The sequence below is a fragment of the Spirillospora sp. NPDC048819 genome (genome assembly GCF_040650055.1).
Lineage (GTDB): Bacteria > Actinomycetota > Actinomycetes > Streptosporangiales > Streptosporangiaceae > Spirillospora.
Map to the genome: position 1 here is coordinate 129,398 of NZ_JBEZGN010000026.1, position 13,390 is coordinate 142,787.

The 13,390-nt window shown below is 72.4% G+C and carries 13 protein-coding genes; 6 read left to right on the top strand and 7 right to left on the bottom strand.

Annotation, left to right across the window (positions count from 1 at the left end; all coding sequences use genetic code 11):
- Nucleotides 1-96: 96 nt before the first annotated feature.
- The gene (locus AB0C35_RS29835) at nt 97-735 is read left to right on the top strand and encodes a pyridoxamine 5'-phosphate oxidase family protein (RefSeq protein WP_358462847.1); all 639 of its coding nucleotides are present in this window, start codon (nt 97-99) and stop codon (nt 733-735) included.
- Nucleotides 736-799: 64 nt separating this feature from the next.
- Here the strand turns inward: AB0C35_RS29835 and AB0C35_RS29840 are convergent, their stop codons facing one another.
- Complete coding sequence (locus tag AB0C35_RS29840; protein WP_358462850.1) at nt 800-988, bottom strand: DUF5302 domain-containing protein; 189 nt, start codon at nt 986-988, stop codon at nt 800-802.
- A 143-nt stretch (nt 989-1,131) separates the two neighbouring features.
- On the opposite strand from AB0C35_RS29840, the gene AB0C35_RS29845 reads away from it, so the two are divergent.
- Nucleotides 1,132-2,538 carry a cytochrome P450 gene (locus AB0C35_RS29845; protein ID WP_358462853.1) on the top strand — a complete coding sequence of 469 codons (1,407 nt, stop codon included), beginning with the start codon at nt 1,132-1,134 and terminating at the stop codon, nt 2,536-2,538.
- A gap of 57 nt (nt 2,539-2,595) precedes the next feature.
- Here the strand turns inward: AB0C35_RS29845 and AB0C35_RS29850 are convergent, their stop codons facing one another.
- Nucleotides 2,596-2,946 carry a hypothetical protein gene (locus AB0C35_RS29850; protein ID WP_358462856.1) on the bottom strand — a complete coding sequence of 117 codons (351 nt, stop codon included), beginning with the start codon at nt 2,944-2,946 and terminating at the stop codon, nt 2,596-2,598.
- Nucleotides 2,947-3,048: 102 nt separating this feature from the next.
- Here AB0C35_RS29850 and AB0C35_RS29855 point away from each other — a divergent pair, with 102 nt between their 5' ends.
- Nucleotides 3,049-3,456: a DUF2795 domain-containing protein gene (locus AB0C35_RS29855; protein ID WP_358462859.1), complete on the top strand. Its 408-nt coding sequence runs from the start codon at nt 3,049-3,051 to the stop codon at nt 3,454-3,456.
- Between the two features lie 37 nt (nt 3,457-3,493).
- Here the strand turns inward: AB0C35_RS29855 and AB0C35_RS29860 are convergent, their stop codons facing one another.
- From AB0C35_RS29860 to AB0C35_RS29875, 4 genes are all read right to left on the bottom strand, one after another.
- Complete coding sequence (locus tag AB0C35_RS29860) at nt 3,494-5,455, bottom strand: aconitate hydratase (protein WP_358462862.1); 1,962 nt, start codon at nt 5,453-5,455, stop codon at nt 3,494-3,496.
- Nucleotide 5,456: 1 nt separating this feature from the next.
- Entirely contained in the window at nt 5,457-7,022 is a 1,566-nt protein-coding gene (locus AB0C35_RS29865; protein WP_358462864.1) for an FAD-dependent monooxygenase, read from the bottom strand.
- A 129-nt stretch (nt 7,023-7,151) separates the two neighbouring features.
- Nucleotides 7,152-8,753 (bottom strand): acyl--CoA ligase family protein, encoded by a 1,602-nt coding sequence (locus AB0C35_RS29870; RefSeq protein ID WP_358462867.1) that lies wholly within the window; start codon nt 8,751-8,753, stop codon nt 7,152-7,154.
- A gap of 99 nt (nt 8,754-8,852) precedes the next feature.
- Nucleotides 8,853-9,716, bottom strand: coding sequence for a hypothetical protein (locus AB0C35_RS29875; RefSeq protein ID WP_358462870.1), 864 nt, complete (start codon nt 9,714-9,716; stop codon nt 8,853-8,855).
- 182 nt (nt 9,717-9,898) lie between these two features.
- Here AB0C35_RS29875 and AB0C35_RS29880 point away from each other — a divergent pair, with 182 nt between their 5' ends.
- Nucleotides 9,899-10,438: a hypothetical protein gene (locus AB0C35_RS29880; protein WP_358462873.1), complete on the top strand. Its 540-nt coding sequence runs from the start codon at nt 9,899-9,901 to the stop codon at nt 10,436-10,438.
- Here AB0C35_RS29880 and murA read toward each other — a convergent pair.
- Nucleotides 10,435-11,736 carry a UDP-N-acetylglucosamine 1-carboxyvinyltransferase gene (murA, locus tag AB0C35_RS29885; RefSeq protein ID WP_358462875.1) on the bottom strand — a complete coding sequence of 434 codons (1,302 nt, stop codon included), beginning with the start codon at nt 11,734-11,736 and terminating at the stop codon, nt 10,435-10,437. The genes AB0C35_RS29880 and murA overlap by 4 nt on opposite strands.
- Nucleotides 11,737-11,912: 176 nt before the next feature.
- Between murA and AB0C35_RS29890 the strand changes: the two genes are divergently transcribed.
- Complete coding sequence (locus AB0C35_RS29890) at nt 11,913-12,620, top strand: glycoside hydrolase family 16 protein (protein WP_358462878.1); 708 nt, start codon at nt 11,913-11,915, stop codon at nt 12,618-12,620.
- Nucleotides 12,621-12,627: 7 nt separating this feature from the next.
- Nucleotides 12,628-13,275, top strand: a complete 648-nt coding sequence (locus tag AB0C35_RS29895; protein ID WP_358462881.1) for a DUF4241 domain-containing protein — start codon at nt 12,628-12,630, stop codon at nt 13,273-13,275.
- Nucleotides 13,276-13,390: the final 115 nt, after the last annotated feature.

Consider the following 13,390-nt stretch of genomic DNA (forward strand, 5'->3'; position numbering starts at 1 on the left):
GGCCGGCCGCGCCGCGGTCGCCGTTGCCCGGCCTGAAGGCCGGACATCGCCCCGAGTTAGGCTGATCTTCCGGTTTCCCTCCCGGAAGGAGCGGCGATGACGCTCGCCCCCGAGTCCACCCCGATCACGTCCCCGGAGGAGCTGCGCGAGCTTCTCGGCGCGCCGATGCCGGTGGCGGCCGCCAAGGAGCGCGTCACGCTGCACGCCTGGGACAGGGAATGGCTCGCGCGGTCCCCGTTCTGCCTGATCTCCACCAGCGACGCGGACGGCAACTGCGACGTCTCCCCCAAGGGCGACCCGCCCGGATTCGTGCACGTCGTCGACGACACGACGATCGCCGTCCCGGACCGGCCCGGCAACCGCCGCGCCGACGGCTTCATGAACATCCTGAGCAACCCGCGCATCGGGCTGATCTTCCTGATTCCCGGGCGCGGCGAGACGCTGCGGATCAACGGCCGCGCCCGGCTCGTCCGGGACGCGCCGTTCTTCGACGACATGATCGTCAAGGGCCACCGCCCGGCCCTCGCGGTGATCGTGGAGATCGAGCAGATCTTCTTCCACTGCGCCAAGGCGCTCATGCGCTCCAAGCTGTGGAAGCCGGACACCTGGGACCCGGACGCGCTTCCGTCGCACGCCCGCATCGTCGGCGACCTCCGGTACGCCGGGAAGAGCGTCGCGGAGCTGGAGCAGTACTACTCCGAGTCCAACTACGCGAAGAAGCTGTACCAGGGCTGACGCGAGCGCCGGCGCGTCGACCCCCGCGCGACGTGCGCGGGGGTCAATGGTCGGGGCGGCCCCGTCAGCCGCTCTTGCGGCGGAACTGCCGCTGATGGTCGGCGCGGGCGTGCTTGCCGCGCACCTTCGAGCCGCTCTTGCCGGACGCGCCGGTGTTCTTGCCCGCCGCTCCGCGCTTGCGCTCCAGGGCTTCCCGGAACCTGCGCTTCACGTCGTTCTCGCCGTCCTCTGGTTCTCCTGACGGGTCGGCCATGCGGACCTCCAGCTCTTGTAGTGGCACCCCCAGCCTCACATACGCGAGGTAAAGCGGCCATCTGCACCCCCTGGGAAGATCATTTAAGGTTATTTCGTCATCAAGCGGTCAGGGTAGAACGATCTCTCCTAGGGTTTGTGCCCGTGGAGCCCCAGACCCCGCAGACAGAGCCCGCCCCCTCCCACCCGCCGCTGGAGTCGCTCGCCGTCCAGCCGCTGGTGAACCGCGACTACGAATCCAGGCCCGCGCTCTTCTACGAGCGGCTGCGCGCCGAGTACGGACCGGTCGCGCCGGTGGACGTCCTCGGCGTGCCGGCGTGGCTCGTCATCGGCTACCCCCAGACGCTCGACATCCTGCGCGACACGCGGGGCATCTGGAGCAAGCGCCTCGACTCCTGGCGGGCGCGCCGGGAGGGCCGCGTCCCGGCCGACTGGCCGCTGCTGCCCGCCTTCGAGGTCGACAACTCGGTGTTCCGCGACGGCGCCGACCTCACCCGGCTGCGCAGCGCCTGGAGCGAGGGCCTGCGCCCGTTCCAGGACCGCACGCGGACGCAGGCCAAGGAGCTGGAGCGCGACATCCGGCGGTACGCCGACGAGCTGATCACGGTGCTGTCGGAGAACGGCGGCCGCGGCGGATGGGCCGATCTGTCCGCGCAGTACGCCCGTCCGCTGCCGCTGATGATCGTGGGCCGGCTGCTGGGCACCGAGTCCGGCCGCGGCGACGAGATCATCATGGACATGTGGCGGATGCTGGACGCCGGGCCGGACGCCGCCGAGGCGGCGGCGCGGCTGGGCGCCGAGGTCGCCGGCGTCTGCGCCGCCAAGATGGCCGTCCCCGGCGAGGACCTGCCGTCCTACATGCTCGCCGCCGTGCCCGACCTGACCGCCGAAGAGCTCACCCGCGAGATGATCATGGTGGTCGGGCTGGTCGGCGACTACACCGGGACGCTGATCTGCAACACCATCGCCGAAGTGATCATCGGGGACGCCGGGGTCCGGGACAGCATCTCCGCCGGGATGCTGCCGGAGGCGGTCAACCGGGCGGCGATCAGCAGCCCGCCGATGGCCAACCTGACGTTCCGGTGGCCGAAGACCGACGTGCGCGTCGGACGGTTCCAGATCGCGGCCGGAGACCCGGTCATGCTGTCGCCCGCCGCCGCGCACCTGGACCCCGCGTTCACCGGCACCATGGCCCCGGACTCGATCTACAGCTCGCGCGCGCACCTGGCCTGGGGCGCCGGGCCGCACGCCTGCATCGGCCGCGACCTCGCCACCACCATCACCACGATCGCGGTGGAGCGGCTGTTCGACCGGTTCTCCGCGCTGCGGCTCGCGCTGCCCGCCGACCAGCTTCCGTGGCGGTCCTCCCCGATGATGCGCGGCCTGCGGTCGCTGCCGGTCAACTACGAGCTGCCCGCGGAACCGCCGGCCCCGCCGCCCGCGGGTCCCGCCGGGGCGGACACGGCGCCCGACCGGGACGCGGCGGGCGAGGCCGCGTCCCGGTCGCTGGTGCGGCGCGTCCTGCGGATGATGCGCCTGTCCCAGTCCTGACGCGGGGAGACGCCGCGGGCCTCCCGCCGCTGCGGGCGTTCCGTCCGGGGCCGGGCGTCAGCGTGCGCCGATGCCGTCCAGCTCCACGGTCCACACGCCGTCCATGGCCTCGCTGAGCGTGAGCCGCAGATCCAGGGCCGAGCGGCCCTCCTGCGCCGTCCACAAGGGGAACGCCACGCGGAAGGCCCGCCGCCCGGCGCCGGCCTGCTCGACGCCGATCACGTCGATGCGGTCGAAGGCGTCCTCCGGCGGGCTGATCAGATCGAGCCCGTGCCCCTCGATCGCGCCGGACATGCCGGACGCGCTCAGCCGGCGCCCCTCGGTCAGCGTCTCCAGCTCGTCGTAGTCCCCCGCGACCAGGAGGGCGACCACGACCCGAACGGCGTTCACGCCCTCCTGCGGCAGCATGCGCCACACCGTACCGCGCCCCCGCCGCGCGGCCGGTCCCCATGTTTGGGCACGTGCGCCCGGGAACGTTCTGTGCGGTAGGCGCGGCAGGGAGGACGAACGATGCCAGACAAGAGCGACAAGCACGGCCCGAAGGTGGACGAGGAGATCGGCCGCGAGACCCAGGGCATGGTCAGCGGCGGCCATCCCACGCGCGCCGAGGAGTTCAAGGAGACCGAGCCCTTCTCCGACGACCACCCCGCGGACCCGACCGCGCCGGCCGCCGGAGTACGGGAGGGCTCCCCGCCCGGAATGAGCGCGCAGGACGTCGAGGGGCGCAGCGCCCTCGCCCGCCTGCTCACCGGCGTCCGGTACCCGGCGCGGCCGAACGAGCTGATCCGGCACGCGGCCGAGGGCGGCGCGCCCGACGAGGCGGTCGACGCCCTGCGGACACTGCCCAGGCGCGAGTACGAGAACGTCGCCGACGTGGCCGAGGAGCTCGGCTACGGCCGCGAGGAGCGCCGCTACTGATCTTGATCGGGCGCCGCTCCCGGATCGGGCGCCGCGCTCACCGCCCCCGGAGGGCGCGTTCTCGGAGCAGCGGGATCTGTCCGCCGGCGGCGACCAGATCCCGCTGCCGCGCCGACAGGCGGTGACGCGCCCGGTACGTCTCGCCCTTGGTGGCGTTGCGGACCTCGACCTCGTTCCCGGCCGCCAGTGCGCCGCGGACGTTCTCGACGCGCAGCACGTCCCCCTGCCCGACGCGGTCGTAGTCGGCGTCGTCGGCGAATTCGAGCGGCAGGATCCCGAAGTTGACGAGGTTCTGCCAGTGGATCCGCGCGTAGCCGCGGGCCAGGACGAGCCGGAGCCCGAGGTGGCGGGGCGCGATCGCCGCGTGCTCCCGCGAGGACCCCTGCCCGTAGTTGCGGCCGCCGACCACGGCGTGCGGCCCGGTGGCGCGTGCCCGCTCCGGATATCCCCCGTCGAGCCGGGTGAACGCGAAGTCCGCGAGCTTGGCGATGTCGCTCCGGTACGGCAGGGCCTGCGCGCCCGCCTGGAGGATCTCGTCGGTGGACACGTCGTCGCCGACCTTGATGACGACGGGGATCTCCAGTTCGTCCGGGAGGGGGTCCAGTTCGGGCAGGACGCCGATGCTCGGCGCCTTGTCCAGCCGGACGGTGCGCGCCTCGTCCTCGGGCGGCGGGGCTTCGAGCATCTCGCGGTTGACGCTGGACTTCTCCGGCAGCCGCACGGCGGGCGGGTCCATGTCCAGGTCGCGCGGGTCGGTGATCCGCCCGGTCAGCGCGGCGGCCGCGGCGGTCTCGGGCGAGCAGAGCCAGACCAGGTCGTCCTCGGTGCCGGACCGTCCGAAGAAGTTGCGCGGGAACGTCCGCAGGCTGTTGCGGCCGATCGCGGGCGCCTGCCCCATGCCGATGCAGCCGAGGCAACCCGCCTGGTGGATGCGCGCGCCCGCCTGGATGAGGTCGGCGGTCGCGCCCATCCGGGTCAGGTCGAGGAGGATCTGCCGGGACGTCGGGTTGACGTCCAGCGACACCTGCGCCGGCACCTGGCGGCCCTTGACGATCGCCGCGACGGACGCGAAATCGCGCAGCCCCGGGTTCGCCGACGACCCGACGACCACCTGGTGGACCTCCTCCCCCGCCACCTCACGCACCGGCACCACGTCGCCGGGCGAGCCGGGCCGGGCGATCAGCGGTTCCAGCGACGCCAGGTCGATCTCCTCGGCGACGTCGTAGGAGGCGTCAGGATCGGCGAGGATCTCGGTGAACGCATCCTCGCGCCCCTCGCCCCGCAGGAACTCCAGGACCCGCTCGTCGGACGGGAACACCGTGGTCGTCGCGCCCAGCTCGGCGCCCATGTTCGCGATGACGTGCCGGTCCATCGCGGTCAGCGACGCCAGGCCGGGGCCGTGGTACTCGATGATGCGGTTGACGCCGCCGCGCACGCCGTGCCGCCGCAGCATCTCCAGGATCACGTCCTTGGCGCTCAGCCAGGGCGGCAGCTCCCCCGTCAGCCGCACGCCCCAGATCTCCGGCATCGTGATGTGCAGCGGCTCCCCGGCCATCGCCATCGCGACCTCCAGCCCGCCGACGCCGATCGCGAGCATGCCGAGCGACCCGGCCGCGCAGGTGTGCGAGTCGGAGCCGGCCATCGTGGCGCCCGGCACCCCGAACCGCTGCATGTGCGTCGGATGCGAGACGCCGTTGCCCGCCTTGGAGTACCAGAGCCCGTACCGGCGGCACGCCGACCGCAGGAAGATGTGGTCGGCCATGTTGCGCTCATCGGCCTGCAGCAGGTTGTGGTCGACGTACTGGACCGACACGTCCGTCCGGACGCGGTCCAGGTCGAGGGCCTCCAGTTCCAGCATGACCATCGTGCCGGTCGCGTCCTGGGTGAGCGTCTGGTCGACGTGCACCCCGATCTCGCCGCCCGGTGTCATCTCGCCGCCCGCCAGATGCGAGGCGAGCAGCTTGCGGGCCACGTTCCGGCCCCCCGTGCCGTCCGGCATGTCAGGTCCTCCGCCCTTCCCTGGCCGGGTCGTCACCGGGGACGCCGTCGACCGCATGTGGTTCGTGGACGGGCCGGTCCGCGGGCTGCCCGCACCACTGGTTCAGGGCGTCGCGGATCGCCGCCGCCCGCCGGTCGGGCGCCGTCTCGTCGGTCGCCCACGCGATGTAGCCGTCCGGCCGCACCAGCGCCGTCGTGCGGGTCGCGCCGCCCGCCAGGGCGCAGTGCACGCGCCCCGCCCACCGCTTGGTCGCCAGGTAGGTCACCGCCGGGTCGTTCGCCGCGACCACCAGGACGAAGACGCCGTCGCCGAGCAGCCGGTACAGCCGGCCGGGGCTCCCCGCCAGGGGGACGTCCGGTGCGCGCCTGCCGGTCAGGCGGTGGGAGCCGCGCGGCGCCGGGTAGGCGATGTCGATGCCGGACACGGCGCCCGCCAGCCGCCGCGCGACCGGGCGGGCGTGGGTCGCCGCCCACGCCGCGGCGGTGCGCGCCCTGCGCAGCCAGAGCGGCTCGGCGAGGACGAACCGCAGCACCGCGCCGCTGCCGCGCACGACGAGCCGCCCGATCGGGTGCCGCTCCTCGTGGTAGCTGTCGAGCAGCCACGACGGGGCCCAGCCCCACAGTTCCGCCGCCAGTTTCCAGCCGAGGTTCGCGGCGTCCTGCATCCCGGTGTTCATGCCCTGCCCGCCCGCCGGCGAATGGACGTGCGCGGCGTCGCCCGCAAGGAACACCCGGCCCACCCGGTACTTCGGCACCTGCCGCTCGTCGCTGTGGAACCGGGACGTCCAGCGCGGGCCGTACATGCCGTGGTCGGTGCCGAGGGCGCGGCGCGTGACCTGCCGCAACTCGTCCAGGTCGACGGGGTCGGAGTCGGGCGCCTGGTGGCGGCGATTCCAGGCGATCACCCGGTACCAGCCGTCCCCGAACGGCGCCAGGAACGCGAACGCGTCGCCGACGGCGTTGACGGTCAGAACGCTTGCGGGCGGCTCCCGCAGCCGGACGTCGGCGAGCATCACCGACCGCACGGCCGACTGCCCGGGGAACGGCAGCCCCAGCTCACGCCGGACGGTGCTGCGGACCCCGTCGGCGCCGACGACATAGGACGCGCGGCGGGTCTGCGCGCCGCCGCCGGACATCCGGACCTCGACGTCGACGCCCGCCGCGTCCTGGCGCAGCCCGGCGACCTCGGCGCCGTGCACGATCTCCGCGCCCGCGGCCAGCGCCCGTTCCCGCAGCACGCGTTCGGTCTCGTACTGCGGCGTGACCAGGACGTACGGGAAGCGGCCCGGCAGCCGCGAAAGGTCGAGGCTGGTGGTCCGCAGCACCTGCACCTCGCCGACCCGTTCGCCCGTCGCGACGAGTTCGTCCGCGACGCCGCGCGCGTCCAGCATCTCCAGCGTGCGGGCGTGCACGGCGAACGCCCGCGTCAGGTTGCTCGTCTCGGCGTCGCGTCGTTCCAGCACCGTGCAGGCGATCCCGGCCGCGGCCAGGTCGCCCGCGAGCAGGAGACCGGTCGGGCCCGCCCCCACGATCAGCACGTTCCCCGTCGGCTTCCCGGTGGGCGACATCCCGTTCCCTCCTCGCGCTCGGCGGCCGGGCCCGGCCCTCGCCTTGGGAACACTTCCCAGGAACCGCCGCTCCTCACCTGCCGGGCGCACCGCACGGCAGGCGTTCCGCGGCGTTTCCCCCGGCGCCCGTCAGCCCTGGACGCGGCGGTCCCGGCCCGCCCACTCCTTCTCCCGCAACTGGAACTTCTGGATCTTGCCGGTGGACGTCTTCGGCAGCTCGGCCACGAACTCCACCGAGTCGGGCGCCTTGAACCGGGCGAGGCTCTCCCTGACGTGCCCGACCAGCTCGGCCCCGGTCGCGGCGTGCCCGTCGCGGAGCACCACGAACGCCTTGGGACGCTCGCCCCACTTGTCGTCGGGCACCGCGACGACGGCGACCTCCAGCACGGCCGGATGGGAGTCGATCGCGCGCTCCACCTCCACCGTCGAGATGTTCTCGCCGCCGGAGATGATGATGTCCTTGGACCGGTCGCGCAGCTCGACGTAGCCGTCCGGGTGGCGGACGCCGAGGTCGCCGGAGTGGAACCAGCCGCCCCGGAACGCCTTCGCGGTCGCCTCCTCGTCCCGGTGGTAGCCCTTCATGACGTTGTTGCCCCGCATGACGATCTCGCCGAGGGTCTCCCCGTCCGCCGGGACGTCGTCCATGGCGTCGTCGACGACGCGCAGCCCGTCGGTCTGGATCATGCCGACGCCCTGCCGGGCCAGCAGCCGGGCCCGGTCGGACGCGGCCAGAGCCGGCCATCCGGGCTGCGGCTCGCACACCGAGTACGGCCCGTAGGTCTCCGTCAGCCCGTACACGTGGACGATGTCCGCGCCGAGCCCTTCCATCTGCCCGATGATCGTGGGGCTCGGCGGCGCACCCGCGGTCGTGACGGTCAGGGGCCGCTCCAGCGGATGCGCCTCCGCCGCGTTCGCGATCGTCACCAGCACGGTCGGCGCGCCGTTGAGGTGCGTGACGCCCTCGGTGTCGATGAGCCGCCACACCTCACCGGCGGCGACGGCGCGCAGGCACACCTGCGTCCCGCCGATCGCGGCGAGCGCCCACGGCGTGCACCAGCCGTTGCAGTGGAACATCGGCAGCGTCCACAGATAGACGCTGTCGGGCGTGTGCCGCGAGTGCGTCACCTCGCCGAGCGCGTTCAGGTACGCGCCGCGGTGCGTGTAGACGACGCCCTTCGGCCGCCCCGTCGTGCCGGACGTGTAGTTGATCGAGATGGCGGCGTCCTCGTCGTCGACCTCCCAGGGCAGCGGGTCGTCCGAACCGCGCGCCATCAGCTCGCCGTAGGCGGCGCCGCCGACCGCCGGGTCGGGCCGGACGCCGGTGGCCGGGATGGTGACGACCTCGGGCAGGGCGCCCGCGAGCGGCGCCACGGACGGATGCAGGCCCGCGTCCACGACCAGCGCCTTCGCCCCCGAGTGGCCGAGGATGTAGCGGATCTCCTCCGGGGCCAGCCGAGTGTTGATCGCGACGAGGACGGCCCCGGCGAGCGGCACCCCGAAGTGCGCCACCAGCAGCTCCGGAACGTTCGGCGCCAGATACGCCACCCGGTCCCCCGGCCCGATCCCCGATGCCCGCAGCGCGTTCGCGAGCCGGGTCGCCTCCGCGGCGAACTCCTCGTAGGTGACGCGCCGGTCGCCGTAGGCATAGGCGGTCTTACCGGGGAACACGTCCGCCGACCGCTTCAGGAACGCGAGCGGGGTGAGGGCTGTGCGGCCAACGCCGTTGTCCATCGGGAGCCTCCGGTGCCGTCGGAGCGTCAGTGACCTGCGTCACCAGCATCCCATGGCGCACGCCCCGCCACCGGACGCGCCGCGCGGCCCCCCCACGTTTCAGCGTGCCGTGTCGCGGGTGAGGATGGAGACGGCCCGGACGGTCGCGTAGCCGCGCCACTCCAGCTCCGCGGCGGGAGAGTAGCTGACGAAGTCGACGAGCCAGCCTCCGTCGGCCTGCTGCTGCTCGTCGAGACTCCGCAGCTCCGCGGCCAGGATCTCCCGCGCGAAGAGGGCCCGGACGGGACGGTCCGGGTACGGCGCGAAGTCGAGCGGCCGCATCATCTCGTCCTCCAGCCCGCCCTGGACGTGGACGCGGCCGTTCTCCGGGATCTGCCTGCCGAGGAGCTCGATGACCTCGGTGTCGTGGACGGCGTCGGCCAGCCACAGGCTGAAGGCCAGCTCCAGTGCGTGCAGTTCGCCCTTCGCCCGCGCGGCGTCGAGGCAGTAGCGGGTGGCGCGGGCGAGCCAGGGATGCCCGGCCACCGCCTCGTCGTGGGCGGCGACGCGCTGCGCCGTCGCCGCGACCACCGCCGTGATCTGCAGCGAGGACGTCCCCGGATCGGCGCCCGCCCAGAACGGCGCGCAGCCGGCCGGGTCGGGGACGTGCAGGCCGAACGGCAGGCCGCCGTCGGGCAGCGTCACCGATTCCAGCCAGTCGCAAAGGGCGACGGCCTCGGGGACGGTGGCGGGGCCCAGTTCCTCGAAGACCTCGAACGCGTGCAGCGCGGGACCCGGCTGGCTCGTCCTCGACCGGAGGTCCGGCTCAAGGCCGTGACCGTAACCGCCGTCGGGGTTCCGGTAGGCGTTCAGTGCGGCGAGCAGCGCGTCCTGGTCGCCCTCGCCCGTCAGGAGCTCGAAGCGGCGCCGGTCGAGCGTACGCGCGTGCATGGCCATGAAGTCCGATGCCTTGTTCAGGTTCATGACTCCAGCGTGGCCCTCGCCTCAGCATCCGTCTTGCAGGTTTCGGCCGTCACCAGGTAAGCAAAGAGTCTTCTAGCCGGTCGAAGGCCACGATCGCGTCCCTCCCACGCCGCTGATCAAATCCACCGTGGTGCGCCGGAAATGGGAATGCGCCGGCGAATCGTCCGGCCTAACCTGACGGCATGGACGTCGCCTTCGAACGCACGGGTGAACGCCGGTACGCGACCGTCGTCTCCCTCCCCGGCCGGCATCCTCGCCGGATGGACCCCGCCCCCGGGTACGACGAGAACATCCCGCACGACCTCGTCCACTACCTGGCCGAGGCGGAGCTGGGGCTGTCGTCCGGCGTCTACGGGCGGGCCGCGGCGGGCGGCGGCGGCTTCGCGGCGACGACCGAGACGCCGGGCGACCCGCGCCGCCGGGCCCGGGAGCAGCGCAGGCTGAAGAAGCGCGAGGCGTCCCTCGGCAGGTCGGACCACAGCGACATGGCCAGGTCCGAGCACTTCGCGGGCCTGTGCGACATCGCCTGGAGGCGCCGCGCCGGAGCCCAGACGCCCGCGTGGGCCCAACGGAGGCAGATCCCGCCCGAGGACGCGCCCGTCGTCGACCGCATCCTGGAGCGCCTGGACGAGCTGGCGCCGCTCTGGCGCGGCCTCCCCGTCGGCGGAGCACTCACGTTCACCTGGCCGAGCACGGCCGCGACCGTCAGAACCCCCGGCTAACCCGCCCGCAGCGCGAGCCCCAGCGCCCGGAACTGCTCCACCGGCCGGTGGTAGCCGCGCTCGATGTGGTGCACGCCCCGCAGCGTGGACGGCCCTTCGGCCACCGCCGCCGCCAGCACCGCCGAGAACCCGGCCCGGATGTCGGGCATGGTCACGTCCCCGCCGCGGAGCTTGCTCACTCCCCGCACGACGGCCGAATGCAGAGCCGCCGTGTCGTGGTACCGGCACGCGGGCCCGCCCAGGCAGGTGTCGTAGACCTCGATCTCCGCGCCCATGCTCTGGAGCGCCGGGACGTACGCGAGCCTGTTCTCGTACACGGTCTCGTGCAGCACGGACATCCCGTCCGCCTGGGTGAACAGCACCATCAGGGGCGTCTGCCAGTCCGTCGCGAACCCGGGATGCGTGTCGGTCTGCACGGCCGCGGGACTCAGCCCGTCCGGCGCCGACGCCATGATCCAGTCATCGGTGATCTCGAACTCCGCGCCCATCCTGGTCAGCGTCGTGATCGCCGTGACGAGACGGTCCTGCGGGCACCCGTGCACCCGCACCTCCCCCCGGGTGACCAGCCCCGCCACCAGGTAGGAGAACGCCTCGATCCGGTCGCCCTCCAGCCGGGTCAACGCGCCGCTCAGCCGCTCGACGCCCTCCACCACGATCCGGCGGTCCGGCGCGAACGAGATGCGCGCCCCCATCCGCTGCAGGAACAACGCCAGCTCGATGATCTCCGGCTCGGTGGCCGCGTTGCGGATGACGGTCTTACCCTCGGCCCGCACCGCCGCCAGCAGCACCGTCTCGGTGGCGCCGACACTCGGATACGGAAGCTCGATCCGCGCCCCCACCAGCCGCGACGCCCGCGCGTGGATCCCATCGGGCGCGTGCGTCATCTCGGCCCCGAACGCCCTCAGCGCGTCCACGTGGAAATCCACCGGCCGCCTGCCGATCGGGTCACCGCCGACCAGCGGCACGAACGCCTCACCCGCCCGATGCAGCAGCGGCCCGAGCATCAGGATCGGGATGCGGTTCAACCCGGTGAACGCCTTGCCCACACTCGGATCCGTCACCGGCCCCGGCACGACGGTCACGTCGCCGTTCGCCCGCTCCACCGTCATCCCGACGTGCTCCAGCATGCCCGCCGTGATCCCGACCTCACCGACGTCGGGCGCATTGCCGATCGTGCTCGGCCCGTCCCCCAGCATCGCCGCGACCATGTGCTTACTGACCGCGTTCTTCGCCCCCCGCACGGTGACGTCACCGCGCAACGGCCCGGACGGCTCGATCTGCCACAACTTCTCAGTCACCCATGCAGCCTACGGCGTCGGAGACGACCGGCCGGCAAATTCACCACGAACCACGCTTCACGGACCAGCGCCGCAGCCGCACCGGAGTCCCCGGGCAGCCCGCGAACCGGGCAGCCCCGCGAACTCCCGGGCCGGCAGATCCATCAAACCCGAATAGGGGAAACCGGGAGGACGTGATGCGCGGGGTTGCGAGGAGGATCGACCGGCGGCGCTTTCTGGGGATGGTCGCGGCGGCGGGGGCCGCCGGTGTCATGGCCGCGGCGAGCAGTAAGGCGTCGGCCCTCGGATTCGACGCCGAGCGCGAGACGATGCTTCCGCCCGGCGTCGGCTGGAGGCTCGACCCGGCGAAGACCGACGAATTCGACGGCGGCTTCCTGGACACGGCGAAGTGGGTGAAGGAGTACCGGAACGACCCGATGACGCAGGTGAAGTTCGCCGACGAGAACGCCCAGGTATCGGACGGCCTGCTCCGCCTCCGGCTCGGCCGCAATCCGTCCGGAAAAGGTCCCGTCCATTCGGGGGTCGTGCGATCCAGGTTCGTCATCGGCGCAGATTCCTACACCGAGGTCCGCGCCAAAATGACCGGCACGGAAGCGAACGCCGACTCCGTCATCCGGCACTCCGGCGCCGACGTCCAGCACATCGGCCGGGCCCATGGTCCACTCGACGACGGCTTCCACATCTATGGCCTCGAACGCCGGGCCGGAAAGGTCGTCCTCTACATCGACGGCAAGCCGTACCGAAGCTACAGGGACCCCGTGGAAGCGGCGGATCCGAAGCCGCTCGTCATGTACGTCCGGGAAATCAACGAGAAGAAGCGCATCAACGCCGGGGCGCTTCCGATGGACATGTTCGTCGACCATGTGCGAGTGTACACGGCATGATCTGAGGATGCCTTACGCGCCCGACCTCAACACCCTCCTGGTCGACGGACACCGCCAGACCAGAAGGAAGACCGAGTTCACCATCGAGTCCAGGGCGCTCGCCCCCGCCGTGCTGCCGACGGGACGCATCGTCGCCGCCGACGGCTACCCGACTCCCGATGACAATCCTTTCGCCGTGACCATTCCGCCGGGCACCTATCCGATGTACGCGTGGGTCGCGGTCCTGCGCAAGCGTGGCAAGGAAGTCGATCGCCGCAATGCGGCGCTGGAGTTGCGGGTGAGCGAGGCCCCGACAGTGGCGTGGGAAATGGCCTGCACCGAGGACGAGTCGATCGGCGACCTCGAGGCCGAGGACGATTACGTCGGCTTCGGGGTCGACTCCGGCCGCGCGACCATCACGGACGCGGAGTCGTGCGAAGCCCTGGGGCGATGGGACTTCGGCCGGGTCGAGTCCGTCTTCATCCCCAGACCGCTGCCTCAGAAGCCCGTCCCGGGATATGTGACGGCCGTGGTCGACCCCGCGACCGGAGCCAACCTGTCGGTGGTCGGCGCCGGCTGGGGCGACGGCGCCTACCCGACGTTCATCGGACGCGACGCCGACGGCGGGATCACCCGGTTCGTCGCCGACTTCATGCTGCTGTCCGACGTCCTTTGAGAACGAGGCAATCTGGCCCGGCCTAGTACTCCAGCGGTAAGTCGTGATCTTCAGTTTCTTTGGGTCTGTTGTCGCTGGTAGTGGCATGTGCGGGCGTGGGCTTGATGGCGTCGGC

Bases quoted from the DNA above. Each gene is read 5' to 3' on its own strand.
- AB0C35_RS29835 (WP_358462847.1), top strand. From the start codon at position 97: ATGACGCTCGCCCCCGAGTCCACCCCGATCACGTCCCCGGAGGAGCTG.
- AB0C35_RS29840 (WP_358462850.1), bottom strand. From the start codon at position 988: ATGGCCGACCCGTCAGGAGAACCAGAGGACGGCGAGAACGACGTGAAG.
- AB0C35_RS29850 (WP_358462856.1), bottom strand. From the start codon at position 2,946: ATGCTGCCGCAGGAGGGCGTGAACGCCGTTCGGGTCGTGGTCGCCCTC.
- AB0C35_RS29855 (WP_358462859.1), top strand. From the start codon at position 3,049: ATGCCAGACAAGAGCGACAAGCACGGCCCGAAGGTGGACGAGGAGATC.
- AB0C35_RS29860 (WP_358462862.1), bottom strand. From the start codon at position 5,455: ATGCCGGACGGCACGGGGGGCCGGAACGTGGCCCGCAAGCTGCTCGCC.
- AB0C35_RS29865 (WP_358462864.1), bottom strand. From the start codon at position 7,022: ATGTCGCCCACCGGGAAGCCGACGGGGAACGTGCTGATCGTGGGGGCG.
- AB0C35_RS29870 (WP_358462867.1), bottom strand. From the start codon at position 8,753: ATGGACAACGGCGTTGGCCGCACAGCCCTCACCCCGCTCGCGTTCCTG.
- AB0C35_RS29875 (WP_358462870.1), bottom strand. From the start codon at position 9,716: ATGAACCTGAACAAGGCATCGGACTTCATGGCCATGCACGCGCGTACG.
- AB0C35_RS29880 (WP_358462873.1), top strand. From the start codon at position 9,899: ATGGACGTCGCCTTCGAACGCACGGGTGAACGCCGGTACGCGACCGTC.
- AB0C35_RS29890 (WP_358462878.1), top strand. From the start codon at position 11,913: ATGCGCGGGGTTGCGAGGAGGATCGACCGGCGGCGCTTTCTGGGGATG.
- AB0C35_RS29895 (WP_358462881.1), top strand. From the start codon at position 12,628: ATGCCTTACGCGCCCGACCTCAACACCCTCCTGGTCGACGGACACCGC.